Here is a 12,917-nt window from a genome sequence, read left to right as displayed (position 1 = left end):
TGTTCCGTTGCGCACCGCAATGGATTTCCGACCGACGTCGCCTGCTCGCCTGCTCCCCATGACTTTCAAGAAAATCTGGTTCCAGTTGCACTGGTTCGTCGGCATTACGGCCGGTACGGTGCTCATCGTCATCGGGCTGTCGGGCGCGGTGTTCTCGTTCCACGAGGAGATCCTGGGATGGATGAATCCCGGCACTGCCTCCGTGCCCGCGCGCGATGCCGCGCCGCTGGCGCCGCCGCAGATTGCGCAGGCGCTGCGCGAGGCCGGCGAGCAGCGCGTGGTCCAGCGCATCACCGTCTTTGCCGAGCCCGGCCGCTCGGCCCAGGTGGCCTTCAAGCCGCCGGCAGGCCAGCGCCGGGGCCAGACGGTCTTTGTCGATCCCTACACGGGCGCGCAGCTGCCTGAGCAGCACGGCACGGAGTTTTTCGAATGGGTGGAGCGCCTGCACCGCTGGCTGCTGCTGTCGCGCGATGACGGCAAGCCCATCACGGGCACGCTGGCCGGCCTGTTGCTGATGCTGTCGCTGTCGGGCCTGTACCTGCGCTGGCCGCGCCGGCCGCTGTCTTGGCGCACCTGGCTGACCTTCGATCCGGCGCTCAAGGGCCGCTCCTTCCTCTGGGGCCTGCACTCGGTGGCGGGCACCTGGGCCCTGGTGGCCTATGTGCTGTTCACCTGCACCGGCATGTACTGGGCCTTTGGCGTGGTGCGCAGCACGGTGGATGGCTGGGCCGGCGTGCCGCCGCGCGTGGCCGCTCCCGCGGCGCCGTCCTCGAAACCCGGCGGCGGCCGGCCTGAGCCGGCTGGCGCGCAGCAGCCCATCGACATCGCGCCCGGCTGGGCCGCCTTCGAGCGCATCGCCCATGGCTGGCAGTTCGCCCAGCTGCGCCTGCCCGAGCGCGCGGGCCAGCCCCTGCAGATCAGCTGGCTGGATGCCGAAGCCGCCCATGAGCGCGCGCGCAACCAGATGGCGCTGCTGCCCGACGGCGCCGTGCAGCGCGACGAGCGCTATGCCGACCTGCCCACGGGCCGCCGCGCCGTGGGCGCCATCTACCCGCTGCACATGGGCACCTATTTCGGCATGCCGGGGCGCATCTTCATGACGCTGGCCTCGCTGATCATGCCCCTGTTCGCCATCACGGGCTGGATGCTCTACCTGGACCGCCGGCGCAAGGCGCGCGCCCTGGCCAAGGAGCGCCAGGCGCTGATGGCGGACCCGCCACCGTCCGCCCCTGCGGGCCAGGACACCGTGCTGGTCGCCTTCGCCAGCCAGGCCGGCCGCGCCGAGCGCCTGGCCGTGGCCACCGTGGCCGCGCTGCGTGGCGCAGGCATGGCGGCCAGCCTGCAATCCGTGGCGGCGCTGGATGCCGAGCAACTGCGCCACCACCGGCGCGTGCTCTTCGTGGCCAGCACCTTTGGCGAAGGCGACCCGCCCGATGCCGCGCGCCGCTTTGCGCGCCTGCTGGGCGCGGCCTCGGGCTCGGCCCTGCCGCACCTGCAATACGGCCTGCTGGCGCTGGGCGACCGGCAGTACGCGGCCTTCTGCGGCTTTGGCCATGCGCTGGACCACCAGCTGCGTCACCTGGGCGCACAGCCCGTGTTTCCGCTGATCGAGATGGATGGCGAGGAACCTCAGGCCTGGAATGCCTGGCAGCAGGCGCTGGCTGGGCATTTCGGGGCCATGCCGCCTGCATCGGATGCGCTGCCTGCGTCCGCTGCAGGCCCGCTGGCCGATGCCACGGCCTTTACCGCATGGCCGCTGCAGGCGCGCAGCCTGTGCAATGCGGGCAGCCAGGGCGCCGGTCTCTACATGCTGGAACTGTCGCCGCCCGAAGGCGTGGCCCCGCTGTGGCGGGCCGGTGCGCTGGCCGAGGTGCTGCCACGCCATGGCGCAGCCACCGTGCAGGCCTGGCTGGCCGCCCAGGAATGCGACGGCTCGGCCCCCGTGCAATGGCGCCAGCAGACCTGCACGCTGGGCGAGGCGCTGGCCGCCAGCGTGCTGCCGGCCCCGGGCGATATCGCCCCCGGCACCGCGCCCCAGTCCGTGGCCGATGCGCTGCGGCCCCTGCTGCCGCGCAGTTACTCGGTCGCCTCGCTGCCGCAGGACGGCCATGTGCGGCTGCTGGTGCGCCAGGCCCGCCATGACGGCGGCCTGGGCGTGGCGTCGGGCTGGCTGACGGCGCATGCGGCCCAGGGCACCTCCGTGGCCATGAGACTGGTGGAAAACCGCGCCTTCGAGCCGCGTGAAGAGGCAGATGCCGAGCCCGATGCTCCGGCCATCTTCATCGGCAACGGCTCCGGCTATGCCGGCCTGCGCGGCCACCTGCTGGCGCGCATGCACGCAGGCCGCCACCGCAACTGGCTGCTGTTCGGTGAACGCCAGCGGGCCCATGACGGGTACTGCGAGGCCGAGGTCTCCGGCTGGCTGGCCGCGGGCAAGCTGCAGCGCGCCGACTTCATCTACTCCCGCGACCAGGCCCGGCGCCGCTACGTGCAGGACGCCCTGCGCGAAGCCGCCGAACCCCTGCGCGACTGGATCGCCGACGGTGCCGTGCTCTACGTCTGCGGCAGCGCCGACGGCATGGCCGCAGGCGTCGATGCCGCGCTGGCCGACATCCTGGGCGCTACCGCCGTCGAAGACCTGATCGTCGAAGGCCGTTACAGAAGAGATGTGTACTGAACGTGGTGCGCATGCTGGACGTAGCGGATAAAACCGGCGTGGCCCCAAAGCAGGGGACAGCAAGCAAGGGCCGCCCCGCAGCGAGGCTGTCGTCCCCCTCCCGCGTAGCGAGAGAGGGCGCCGTGCATACGGGGGAAGGCGCGTAAGCGCCTCAGGGGGTGATGTACCTCTCCTTGCCGAGATTGAGCATCAACCGGTTCGCCCAGCCGAACAGCGCGGCCGAATGCAGCATGTCCAGGATTTCCTGGTCGGTGAGGCCGGCATCGCGCAGCGGCTGCAACTGGGCTGCGCCAAAGCTGCCCGGCGCGCGCGTCAGCGCCAGCGAGGACTGGATGATGGCGCGTTCGCGCGCATTGGTGCCGGCCGTGTCGGGGTCATCGAACATCTGGGCCATGACATCGTTGCGCTTGGCCAGCTGCTCGAAGCGCTGGGCGTGGACCGATGCGCAGTACACGCAGCCGTTGGAGCGGGAGACGGCCGTGGCCGCCACCTCGCGCTCGGCGCGCGACAGGCCGCCGGGCGCGTACATGATGGCGTTGAAGGCCTGCGAGCGCTCCGACAGCACGCGCGGCTGGCGGGCCAGCAGCAGGTAGAAGTCCGACGTGCGCGCCTTGGGGTGGCTCAGGTCCAGCACGGCCTGCTGCTCGGCCGTGGCTGTGGCGGGGTCGAGCACGGGCAGCCAGGACGTCCAGTCCAGCGTCTCGCTGGTGTAGCCGTTGCGGCGCAGCGGCTCGCCCGGTGGCGGCAGGTTGGCGGGGTGCACGAAGGGTGCGGCGGCGGCTTCGGCAGCCGGTGCGCTGGCCTGGCCGCCCAGCGCGTCCATGGCCTGCACGCCCGCGAACAGGCGCAATTGGTAGGCGATGAAGCCCACCAGCTGGGCCACCAGCACGGTGTCGTCGATGGACAGGCCGGACTCGGGCATGGCCAGCAGGGCCGCGCGGTCGCTTTCGGCGGGGTGCAGGGCCAGGGTGCGCACGAAGTGCAGGGCCGCATCCAGGCGCGCATTGCCGGTCTGGGCGCCGGGCTGGACCAGCACGGTGCGCAGCGCGGGCGTCAGGGCATCGCCCAGGGACTCGGCACGCTGGCGGTACTCATCGGCCAGGGCCTGCACGCCGCTGACGCGGCATTGCTCGCTGGCCAGCACCAGGCGCTCGGCGCGCGACAGGCTGTCGGCCAGGCCGTCGCCCAGCAGCAGGTCCTCGCAGGCCTGGGTGGCAATGGCCACCTTGTCGCGCTGGCGGCGCGTGGCGAAAACGGGGGACTGGTCGGTCAGGCCGGCCAGGCGGTCGATGGTGTCGTTGGCGGTGGTCATGGGTATCTCAGGTCTTGTCTGCCAGGGCCCGCACGCGGGCTTCGGGGTCGGCGGGCGTCCATTCGCTGCCGTCGAGCTCGGGCTCGGAATAGGACTGCAACTGGGCGTAGTGGTGTTCCAGGTCCTCGCGGTAGAACAGCGAGGCCAGGCCCTGGGCCAGCTTGCGCGCGCCGTCGCTGATGGCGGGGATATCACCCGACACCGTGCCGTGCGACAGCGCGGCCGGATAGCAAAAGCAGTGCACATGGTCCAGGCCTGGCAGGGCGCCGGGCGTCTTTTCCTGGAACTCGAACAGCGGGCCCAGGTCGGGCGAGTCCGACAGTTCCTGGTCCTCGGCACCCGCCTCGGGCATGAAGCGGTCGCTCCAGATGCGCACATGGGGCGCCAGGTCGGCGAACTCGGGGCGCTGGCGCCAGTCAATGGCAAAGCCGGTGGAGACGATCAGGAAGTCCAGCACGAACACGCCGCGCGGCGTGTCCACGCGCAGCCGGTCTCCGTCCTGCTCCACCTTCTGCACGGCGCAGCCCAAGTTGAAGTGGGCGTTGGCATGGCGCGAGACGCGCAGCGTGCTGCCGTGCGGAGGTGGCACCTGCTGCACGTTGATGTAGTGGCGTATGCGCCATTTCCAGGCGTCGGGCAGCAGGAACTGGCCGTGCGTGAGGCCTGGCGTGCCCGAGCCCTTGGATTTGTTGATGCGCGGCAGGTCGCTGCGGCGCACCAGCAGGTCCACGCTGGCGGCGCCGTTCTCCAGCGCGGTGGCTGCGCTGTCCATGGCCGAGGAGCCCGCGCCCACCACGCCCACGTGCAGGCCGGCCAGGCGGCTGTAGTCGAGCACGTCGGAGGAGTGCGCCCAGCGGCTGCGGTCCACGCCCTGCATGAAGGCGGGGATCTGCGGGCCGCCCAGGCCGTCGCGGCCCGTGGCCAGCACCACGCGGCGCGCCAGCCAGGTGCGCGAGGCGCCATCGGCCGTCACATCGACCTCGACCGTGCCGTCGGCCTGCGGGCGGATGGCGGTGACCTGGTGGCCGTTGCGCACGTCGCAGCGCATCACGCGGCGGTACCAGCGCAGGTAGTCCATCCACTGCAGGCGCGGGATCTTGTCCAGCGCGGCCCAGGCTTCGCGGCCCCATTGGGCGATGAACCAGGCGCGGAAGGTCAGCGAGGGCAGGCCCAGCGCAGGGCCGGTCAGCTCCTTGGGCGAGCGCAGGGTTTCCATGCGCGCCGTCGTGGCCCAGGGGCCTTCGAAGTCCAGCGGGGCCTTGTCCAGCAAAACGGCCGCGATGCCCAGCTGGGACAGCGCGGCCGACAGGGCCAGGCCGGCCTGACCGGCGCCGATGACCAGGACATCGTGCACGGGCTGGCCGTTGCGGGTGGAGGGAGGAATCCAGGCCTTGGCAGGCCAGCCCAGGGCGACGAGGTCGTCGCGCAGGCGTTCTTCAAGGGCAGCCAGGCCCGCAGGGGCCGGGGCTGCCGGTTCGGTCAGGGACATAGACTCACCAGGAACTCACGAGGAAAGGCGCGCCAGCGGGGCAGGGTCTGCGGGCGCGCGCGGCATCAATCGATGCTGATTTTCGCGTCTTTGACCACCTGTGCCCACTTCAGGCGGTCGTTGTGCACGGTTTTCTTGAACTGCTCGGGCGTTTCGATGCGGATCGCATTGCCCTGGGACTCGAAGCGCGCACGCACCTCGGGCAGCTCCAGCACCTCGCGCACGGCCTGGCTGAGCTTGGCCACGATGGCCGGGTCCGTGCCCTTGGGCGCGAAGATGCCGAACCAGATCGAGCTGTCGAAGCCCTTGGTGCCCGTCAGGCCGCTGGAGGCTATGGTGGGCACTTCCTTGATGACTTCCACGGGCTTGGCCGTGGTCACGCCCAGCAGGCGGACCTTGCCGCTCTTGTAGTGGGGCAGCACGGTCTGGACCTGGTTCATGATGCAGCAGGTCTCGCCGCGCAGCACCGAGGTGATGGCCTCGGGGCCGCCCTTGTAGGGCACGTGGACCATGTTCAGGCCCAGGCGCGCATTGAACTCGGCAAAGGCCATGTGCGTGCCCGCGCCGTTGCCTGTGGAGGCGTAGTTGTACTTGCCGGGGTTGGCCTTGATCTCGTCCACGAACTCCTTGAGGTTCTTGACGTTGATCACGTTGGGATTGATGGTCAGCACGTTGGACACATCGATCAGCGGCGCCACCGGCACGAAGTCGGTTTCCACATCGAAGGGCAGCTTCTTGTACAGCGCGGCATTGCTGCCGTGCGTGGCGGCCGTGCCGAAGGCCAGCGTGTAGCCGTCCGGCTTGGCGCGCGCCACGATCTCGCTGGCGATGTTGCCGGCCGCTCCCGACTTGTAGTCAATGATGAGCGGCTGGCCCAGGCGCTGGGACAGCGGCTCCTGCACGCCGCGCGCGATCACGTCCACGCCCGAGCCTGCCGGGAAGCCCAGGATCATGGTCACGGGCTGGTGCGGCCACGAAGCCGCCGAATCGGCTGCCACCGCTGCGGTGGAGCCGAAGACGGCCAGGGCCGCGGCGGCGGCGGGAATCCAGGAGCGGAAAAACGAGGGGCGCATGGTGTGCAGGGAAATCCGGTGAATCAATTCCCATATTTTCCTGAGAACTTAATGAGCCACTTTTATATGCATATGTTGGTATGAAGCCAGTGTGGGCATGCCCGGGGCTGCCAGCAAAAAGCCCGCCGATGGGGCGGGCTTCATGCCGGGCGCAAGCGCCCATCAATGGCGGTAGGGGTTGTTGGGGCGGCGGTCATGGCGGTCCGGCACGCCGTCGCGGTCACGGTCCCAGCGGCCGGGTGCGTAGCCCCAGCGGCCACCCTGCTGCGACCACACGGGCTGGCGGTACACATAGCCGGGACGCGCCTTGACCCAGTGGCCGGCCACCCAGGCATGGCGGTGGCCCTGCGGGCGCCAGTAGCCGGGTGCCCAGACGTAGCCGCGGCGCGGTGCAGGAACCGCCTCGTAGCGCATGGGAGGCGGCGCGCCGAACTGGACCGAGATGGCGGCGCCCGGCGCCGCATAGGTCACGTTGGCCTGGGCCTGCGCGGTGCCGGCCCATCCGGCCAGGGCCAGGGTGGCGGCGATCAGCGGTGTGCGAAGGGAAATCATGGCGGCTCCTTGTCCTTGGTTCATCGGGCTGGAGTCCTGGTGAAAGGAATCCATGACTGCATGGTGCAGGTCCATCGTCAATCCCGGGTTGCCGCGCCGCGAAGTCTTGCAATCTTGTGTATCGCCTTGGTGAAGCCTTGTTGCCAGGCGCTGCAGCGCGGGCTGTCGTCCTGCAGCCGCCGTCAGACCGTGCCTCTTCGGAGCGCCGTGAACGCCGTGAATTCCCAGCTGCGCATGGCCAGCACCAGGGTGTAGCCCTCGCGCTGGCCCGGCGGCAGGCGCTGGTCCTGCAGGTGCTGCTGGGAAAAGTCATGGGCCAGCCGCTGTATGCGTTCCACGAAGCTGGGCGCCAGATGCCGGCCGATGGAGCCGTGCACCATCAGCATGCCTTCGCCCGGCTGGTCGAAGCCGCCGCCGAAGTAGTCGAGCACGGCGTTCTCGCGGAAGTACTCCATCACCGGCCCGCGTGCGCGCCAGCGGAAGGTCTTGGCCAGGCGCAGCCGGTAGCGGTTGCCGGGGCGCAGCTCGATGATGCCGATGCGGTCCAGCTGGGCCAGGTAGCGGATGCCTTCGGCCTCGGTCATGCGGTAGGTGGCCACGATCTGCTCCAGCGTCCACTGGCTGAGCACGCAGATGGCCATCAGCAGCAGCTTGCGGTCGGCGACCACGGCGTTCTCCTGCTCGGGCGTCATCTCCTGCAGCAGCGGCTGGCTGTCGGCCACGCGGCGCGCCAGGTCGGCGAAGTCCAGGCTCAGCGCGCGGCAGATGGCATCGATGCGCGACAGCGGCATGTCGCCCTTGGCCAGCATGCGCTTGACGCTGGACTCGGCCATGCCCAGGGCGCGCGCCAGGTCGGCATAGGTCATCTGGGCGGCCTTGAGTTCCTTCTTGAGGGCGATGACGAGGTCGGCGGTGGTGCTCATGGGTAGCGATTATCGATACCCGAGGTGCTGGTTTGCGCGGCGGGTGCAGAAAAACGATGCTGGAAGGGCCGATGGCTCGCCACACTCCGCCTCACTTTTCACGAGGAGCAACACATGCCATCCGTATCGATTTCACCGGCCGCCGCCCTGCGCGCGCTGTACTGGGGCGCTGCCCTGCTGCTGCTGGCCGCCTGGCTTGGCCCCGCCGTGCCGCAGCCGCAGGACTTTCACGCGTTTGCCGACCAGCGCGCCTGGGGGGCGCTGCCCCATGCGCTGGATGTGCTCAGCAACCTGGGCTTTGCCTGGGCCGCCGTGGCGGGCGCGCGCCTGCTGCTGGACCGGCGCAGCCAAGCGCTGGCGCCGGCCCTGCGCTGGCTGGCCGCGCTGTTCTTCACGGGGCTGGCGTGTTCGGCCATAGGTTCGTCCGTCTACCACTGGGCACCCCACGATGCCACCCTGGCTGGCGACCGGCTGGGCATGTCCATGGCCTTTGCCGGCATGCTGGGGCTGGCACTGCAATCGCGCATTGCCGACCGCGTGGCCGTGCGCGCCGCAGTGGCCATGCTGGTCGCCGCCGTGGCCTCGGTGCTGGTCTGGCTGCATGGCGGCAACCTGCTGCCCTGGGCGCTGGTGCAGGGCGGCGGCATGCTGGCGGTGCTGGGCCTGGCCTGCGTGGCGCCGCGCCATGGCGCGCTGGCGCTGCGCCTGGGCGTGGTGATTGCCTGGTATGGCGCGGCCAAGCTGCTGGAGTGGGGCGATGCGGCCGTGTTCGAGGCCACGGCCGGGCTGGTGTCCGGCCACAGCCTCAAGCATGTGGTGGCGGCGGCCGCCGCCCTGCCCGTGATCGCCGCGCTGCGTGCGGCCGGCACGGCGCGCATGGCCAGTACGGGCACAATGTGCGCCGATGCGTGCGGCCACGGCGGCGCCACCAACCGTTGAGGGAAGACAAGATGTTCCAGCAAGAGACCGGCAGCCCGTCTGCCCCCACCGCAACGGCCGGCGCCGTGCCATCGGCCGCGCACGAGCACCCCAACCAGTTTGCCCTGCTGGGCCAGCGGCGCTTTGCGCCGTTCTTCTGGACGCAGTTCTCGGGGGCGGCCAACGACAACCTGTTCAAGTTCGCGCTCACCGTGATGGTGACCTACCAGCTCAGCGTCTCCTGGCTGCCTTCGGCCATGGCGGGGCTGGTGATCGGGGCGCTGTTCATCCTGCCGTTCCTGCTGTTCTCGGCCACCTCGGGCCAGCTGACGGACAAGTGGGACAAGACCCGCATGTTCCGCCTGGTCAAGAACCTGGAGATCGCCATCATGGCGCTGGCTGCCTGGGGCTTCATCCAGGCCAATGTGCCCTTGCTGCTGGGCTGCGTCTTCCTGATGGGCCTGCACTCCACGCTGTTCGGCCCCGTGAAGTTCGCCTACCTGCCCCAGGTGCTCAGCGAGCGCGAGCTGACGGGGGGCAACGGCATGGTGGAGATGGGCACCTTCGTGGCCATCTTGCTGGGCAACGTGGCAGGCGGCCTGCTGGTGGCCGTGCCCGAGGTGGGCCATATGCAGGTGGCCGTGGCCTGCCTGGCGCTGGCGGTGATCGGGCGGATCTTTGCGCAGTTCATCCCCAATGCGCCGGCCACCGATCCGCACCTGGTCATCAACTGGAACCCCTTCACCGAAACCTGGCGCAACCTGCAACTGGCCCGCGAGCAGCCCGCCGTGTTCCGCTCGCTGCTGGGCATCAGCTGGATGTGGTTCTTCGGCGCCGTGTTCCTCGCCCAGTTCCCCAGCTTTGCCAAGGAGGTGCTGCATGGCGACGAGCATGTGGCCTCGCTGCTGCTGGTGGTGTTCTCGGTGGGTATCGGCACGGGCTCGCTGCTGTGCGAGGTGTTCAGCCGCCGCCATGTGGAGATCGGCCTGGTGCCGCTGGGCGCCATCGGCATGAGCGTGTTCGCCGTGGACCTGTTCTTTGCCTCGCGCGCGCTGCCGGCTTCCGAGCTGATGGGCGTGGGTGCCTTTTTTGCCCAGCCCGCGCACTGGCGTGTGATGGCCGACCTGGGCATGCTGGCCCTGTCGGCCGGCATCTACAGCGTGCCCATGTACGCGCTGATCCAGATGCGCAGCCAGCCCACGCACCGCGCGCGGATCATCGCGGCCAACAACATCCTCAACGCGCTGTTCATGATCGCCTCCAGCGTGCTGGCCGGCGCGCTGCTGGCGGCGGGCTTCAGCATTCCCCAGGTGTTCCTGATCACGGGCATTGCCAATGCCGTGGTGGCGGCCTACATCTTCTTGCTGGTGCCCGAGTACCTGCTGCGCTTCGTGGCCTGGGTGGCCTCGCGCTTCGTGTACCGCTTCAAGGTGCAGGGCGACGAGCACATTCCGGCCACCGGCGCTGCCATCCTGGCCTGCAACCATGTGAGCTTTGTCGATGCCGTGCTGCTCATGGCCGCCAGCCCCCGGCCCATCTACTTCCTGATGGACCACCGCATCTTCCGCGTGCCCGTGCTGGGCTGGCTGTTCCGCCTGGCCAAGGCCATCCCCGTCGCGCCCCAGAAGGAAGACCCCGCCACCTACGAGGCTGCGTTCGAGCGCGCCGCCCAGGTGCTGCGCGAGGGTGATCTGCTGGCCATCTTCCCCGAGGGCGGCATCACGCGCGACGGGCAGCTGCAGGAGTTCCGGGGCGGCATCATGAAGATCATCGAGCGCGCCCAGGCCGATGGCCTGCAGGTGCCCGTGGTCCCCATGGCGCTGACCAATCTCTGGGGTTCGTACTTCAGCCGTATCGAGCAGGGCGGCGCCATGGTGCGGCCCTTCCGCCGTGGCCTGTTCAACCGCGTGGGCCTGAACGTGGGCCAGCCCATGGCCCAGGCCGAGGTGCAGCCCGCGCTGCTGCGCGAGCGCGTGCAGCGGCTGCTGGCGGCTTAAGAGGGGTTCTGTTCCTCTACCGTGAAGCTCAGGCCGGCATTGGCCTTGAGCCTGGCGATGAGCGCGTTGCCCATGGCGGGCGCCGTGGTCCAGATGCCGCCGGGCGTGTCCGGGGCGTCCTGCAGCAGGCAGACGGCGGCCTCGGTGATCATCTTGGACGTGGAGCCGTAGCCCGGATCGCGGTCGCCCTTGACGCCCACGCGCAGGCTGTGGCCGGCCGTGTCGGTGCCGATGAACAGCACGTCGTAGAAGCCCGATTCACGCTCTTCGCGCGATGGCCCCTCGCCAGGCTGGGGGCCGTCGTCCGCGCCCAGCGACTTGTCTGCCGCCACGGCGTTGGCCAGGGCCTCGCCCTTTTCGCCCGCGCCTGTGACCATCATCTCGTCGTAGACAAAGTCGGCGCCATAGGCATGGCCCAGCAGAAAGTTGGAGCGGTGCACGTTGCGCGTGTTGATGGCCGCCATCACGAAGGGTGCCACCCACAGGCCCAGCACCTCGTCCACCATGGGCTTGCTGCCGGACGGTTGGCGCGGGCCCTCGAAGCCCGGCGTGAGCGAGAACGGATTGCGCAGCAGCTCCAGCACGCCCGGCTGGGCGGCGGCCGCCGCCATGGTGGCCTTGAGGCTGGCCGCCGTGCCGCCCGAGAACGGGCCCTTCATCTTGCGCACCCGGCCCCGCACGCGCTGGGCGGGCTGGCCGAAGCGGGCCTGCATCTCTCGCTGCAGCATGAACACGCCCAGGTCGAAGGGAATGGAATCGAAGCCGCAGGAGAACACGATGCGCGCGCCGCTGGCCCGGGCTGCGGCCTCGTGTGCATCGATCATCTTGCGCATCCACGCTGGCTCGCCGCACAGGTCCACATAGTCCACGCCGGCGCTGGCGCAGGCGGCCACGAGTTCGTTTCCGTAGAGCTGATAGGGGCCGACCGTGGTCAGCACCAGGCGGGTCTGCTCCATCAGCGCCTGCAGGCTTGCGGGATTGCCGGTGTCGGTCACCACCAGCGGGGTATCGGCGGGCGCGCCCAGCTCGTCGCGCACGGCCGCGAGCTTGTCGGCATTGCGCCCGCCCATGGCCCAGCGCAGGCCGCTGCCTGCGGGGTAGCGCCTGAGCAGGTACTCCACCACCAGCCGGCCCGTGAAGCCGGTGGCGCCGTGGACGACGAGGTCAAAGGGTTTGGTCATGGGAGATCTCCATCAATCAGCGTGGCGAACGTGCGATTGCCCGCTGCACTGCAGCCGGGGTGGGCGCATTGTCTGTGGCGCGCCGCAGGGTTCCTGTCGCCCAGGTGCCGCGCCCGATGGTCTGTGTGCTGGTGTCACATGCGGGAACTTTTTGGGGCGTAAACAACAGTCAAAAACTTGAAAAGTACCGTTTGGAGATACTCGATGGCCTGTGTCTGGCCACTGTTACGGTTGAATGCAGACACGCAAGTTACGTCTGGGCACCATGCGTCCCGTGTTCAACCAATGCCCTTGAGGGGCACCTCGGCAAATGTCCTCTTCTCCCATCGTCGTTCAGCGTGATACCCGGGCCTGGCAACTGCAGGTGTGGGTGTCGTTCGGCATTGCGGTCTCGCTGTGCGCCATCGGCCTGGCATGGCTGCCCGGCGAGCAGCTGGAGCAGGCCTTCATGGTGATGGGCTATGTGTTCTGCCTCTCGGCCGCCTTCGTGCTGGCCAAGTTCGTGCGGGACAACGAGGGCGGCCGCAGCGGCGCAGGCGACACGCCCATGTGGAAGCTGGTGGTCTGGGGCGGCTTTGCCGTGTCCATGGCGCTGACTGGCTGGGGGCTGGTGAGCATGGACATCAACGTGACCTACAAGGCCTTCCTTGGCGTGAGCTGGCTCTATCTCATCACCACCGCCTTCACGCTGGCCAAGATGCTGCGTGACCGCCACGAGGCCGACCTGGCGCAGGCCCGCATGCATGGCCGCCGCGAGGCCGCGCAACCGGCCGACGCCGAGTGATGTCCACCCCT

10 protein-coding genes are annotated in these 12,917 nt (G+C 69.5%); 4 read left to right on the top strand and 6 right to left on the bottom strand.

The features are described 5' to 3' along the window. Nucleotides 1–58: 58 nt before the first annotated feature. Nucleotides 59–2,677, top strand: a complete 2,619-nt coding sequence (locus BO996_RS00620) for a PepSY domain-containing protein (protein WP_071953758.1) — start codon at nt 59–61, stop codon at nt 2,675–2,677. Between the two features lie 151 nt (nt 2,678–2,828). On the opposite strand, the gene BO996_RS28700 is transcribed toward BO996_RS00620, so the two are convergent. From BO996_RS28700 to BO996_RS00595, 5 genes are all read right to left on the bottom strand, one after another. After that, entirely contained in the window at nt 2,829–3,989 is a 1,161-nt protein-coding gene (locus tag BO996_RS28700) for a CMD domain-containing protein (protein ID WP_083571107.1), read from the bottom strand. A 7-nt stretch (nt 3,990–3,996) separates the two neighbouring features. Then, nucleotides 3,997–5,478, bottom strand: coding sequence for a SidA/IucD/PvdA family monooxygenase (locus tag BO996_RS00610; protein WP_071953757.1), 1,482 nt, complete (start codon nt 5,476–5,478; stop codon nt 3,997–3,999). A 65-nt stretch (nt 5,479–5,543) separates the two neighbouring features. Beyond that, nucleotides 5,544–6,551: a Bug family tripartite tricarboxylate transporter substrate binding protein gene (locus BO996_RS00605; protein WP_034368821.1), complete on the bottom strand. Its 1,008-nt coding sequence runs from the start codon at nt 6,549–6,551 to the stop codon at nt 5,544–5,546. 162 nt (nt 6,552–6,713) lie between these two features. Beyond that, complete coding sequence (locus BO996_RS00600; RefSeq protein ID WP_013800295.1) at nt 6,714–7,103, bottom strand: YXWGXW repeat-containing protein; 390 nt, start codon at nt 7,101–7,103, stop codon at nt 6,714–6,716. Between the two features lie 182 nt (nt 7,104–7,285). After that, nucleotides 7,286–8,026: a helix-turn-helix domain-containing protein gene (locus BO996_RS00595; RefSeq protein ID WP_012202467.1), complete on the bottom strand. Its 741-nt coding sequence runs from the start codon at nt 8,024–8,026 to the stop codon at nt 7,286–7,288. A gap of 114 nt (nt 8,027–8,140) precedes the next feature. Between BO996_RS00595 and BO996_RS00590 the strand changes: the two genes are divergently transcribed. Further along, nucleotides 8,141–8,965: a hypothetical protein gene (locus BO996_RS00590; protein ID WP_071953756.1), complete on the top strand. Its 825-nt coding sequence runs from the start codon at nt 8,141–8,143 to the stop codon at nt 8,963–8,965. An 11-nt stretch (nt 8,966–8,976) separates the two neighbouring features. Continuing rightward, entirely contained in the window at nt 8,977–10,941 is a 1,965-nt protein-coding gene (locus tag BO996_RS00585; RefSeq protein ID WP_071953755.1) for an MFS transporter, read from the top strand. Here the strand turns inward: BO996_RS00585 and BO996_RS00580 are convergent. Continuing rightward, nucleotides 10,938–12,122: a saccharopine dehydrogenase family protein gene (locus BO996_RS00580; protein ID WP_071953754.1), complete on the bottom strand. Its 1,185-nt coding sequence runs from the start codon at nt 12,120–12,122 to the stop codon at nt 10,938–10,940. The two genes, BO996_RS00585 and BO996_RS00580, sit on opposite strands and share 4 nt — an antisense overlap. 310 nt (nt 12,123–12,432) lie before the next feature. On the opposite strand from BO996_RS00580, the gene BO996_RS00575 reads away from it, so the two are divergent. Further along, nucleotides 12,433–12,906 carry a YiaA/YiaB family inner membrane protein gene (locus tag BO996_RS00575; RefSeq protein ID WP_012202471.1) on the top strand — a complete coding sequence of 158 codons (474 nt, stop codon included), beginning with the start codon at nt 12,433–12,435 and terminating at the stop codon, nt 12,904–12,906. The last annotated feature ends 11 nt before the right edge of the window (nt 12,907–12,917 follow it).

The organism is Delftia sp. HK171 (genome assembly GCF_001886655.1).
Taxonomy (GTDB): Bacteria; Pseudomonadota; Gammaproteobacteria; order Burkholderiales; family Burkholderiaceae_C; genus Comamonas; species Comamonas acidovorans.
This window is presented reverse-complemented; position numbering and strand designations above follow the sequence as displayed.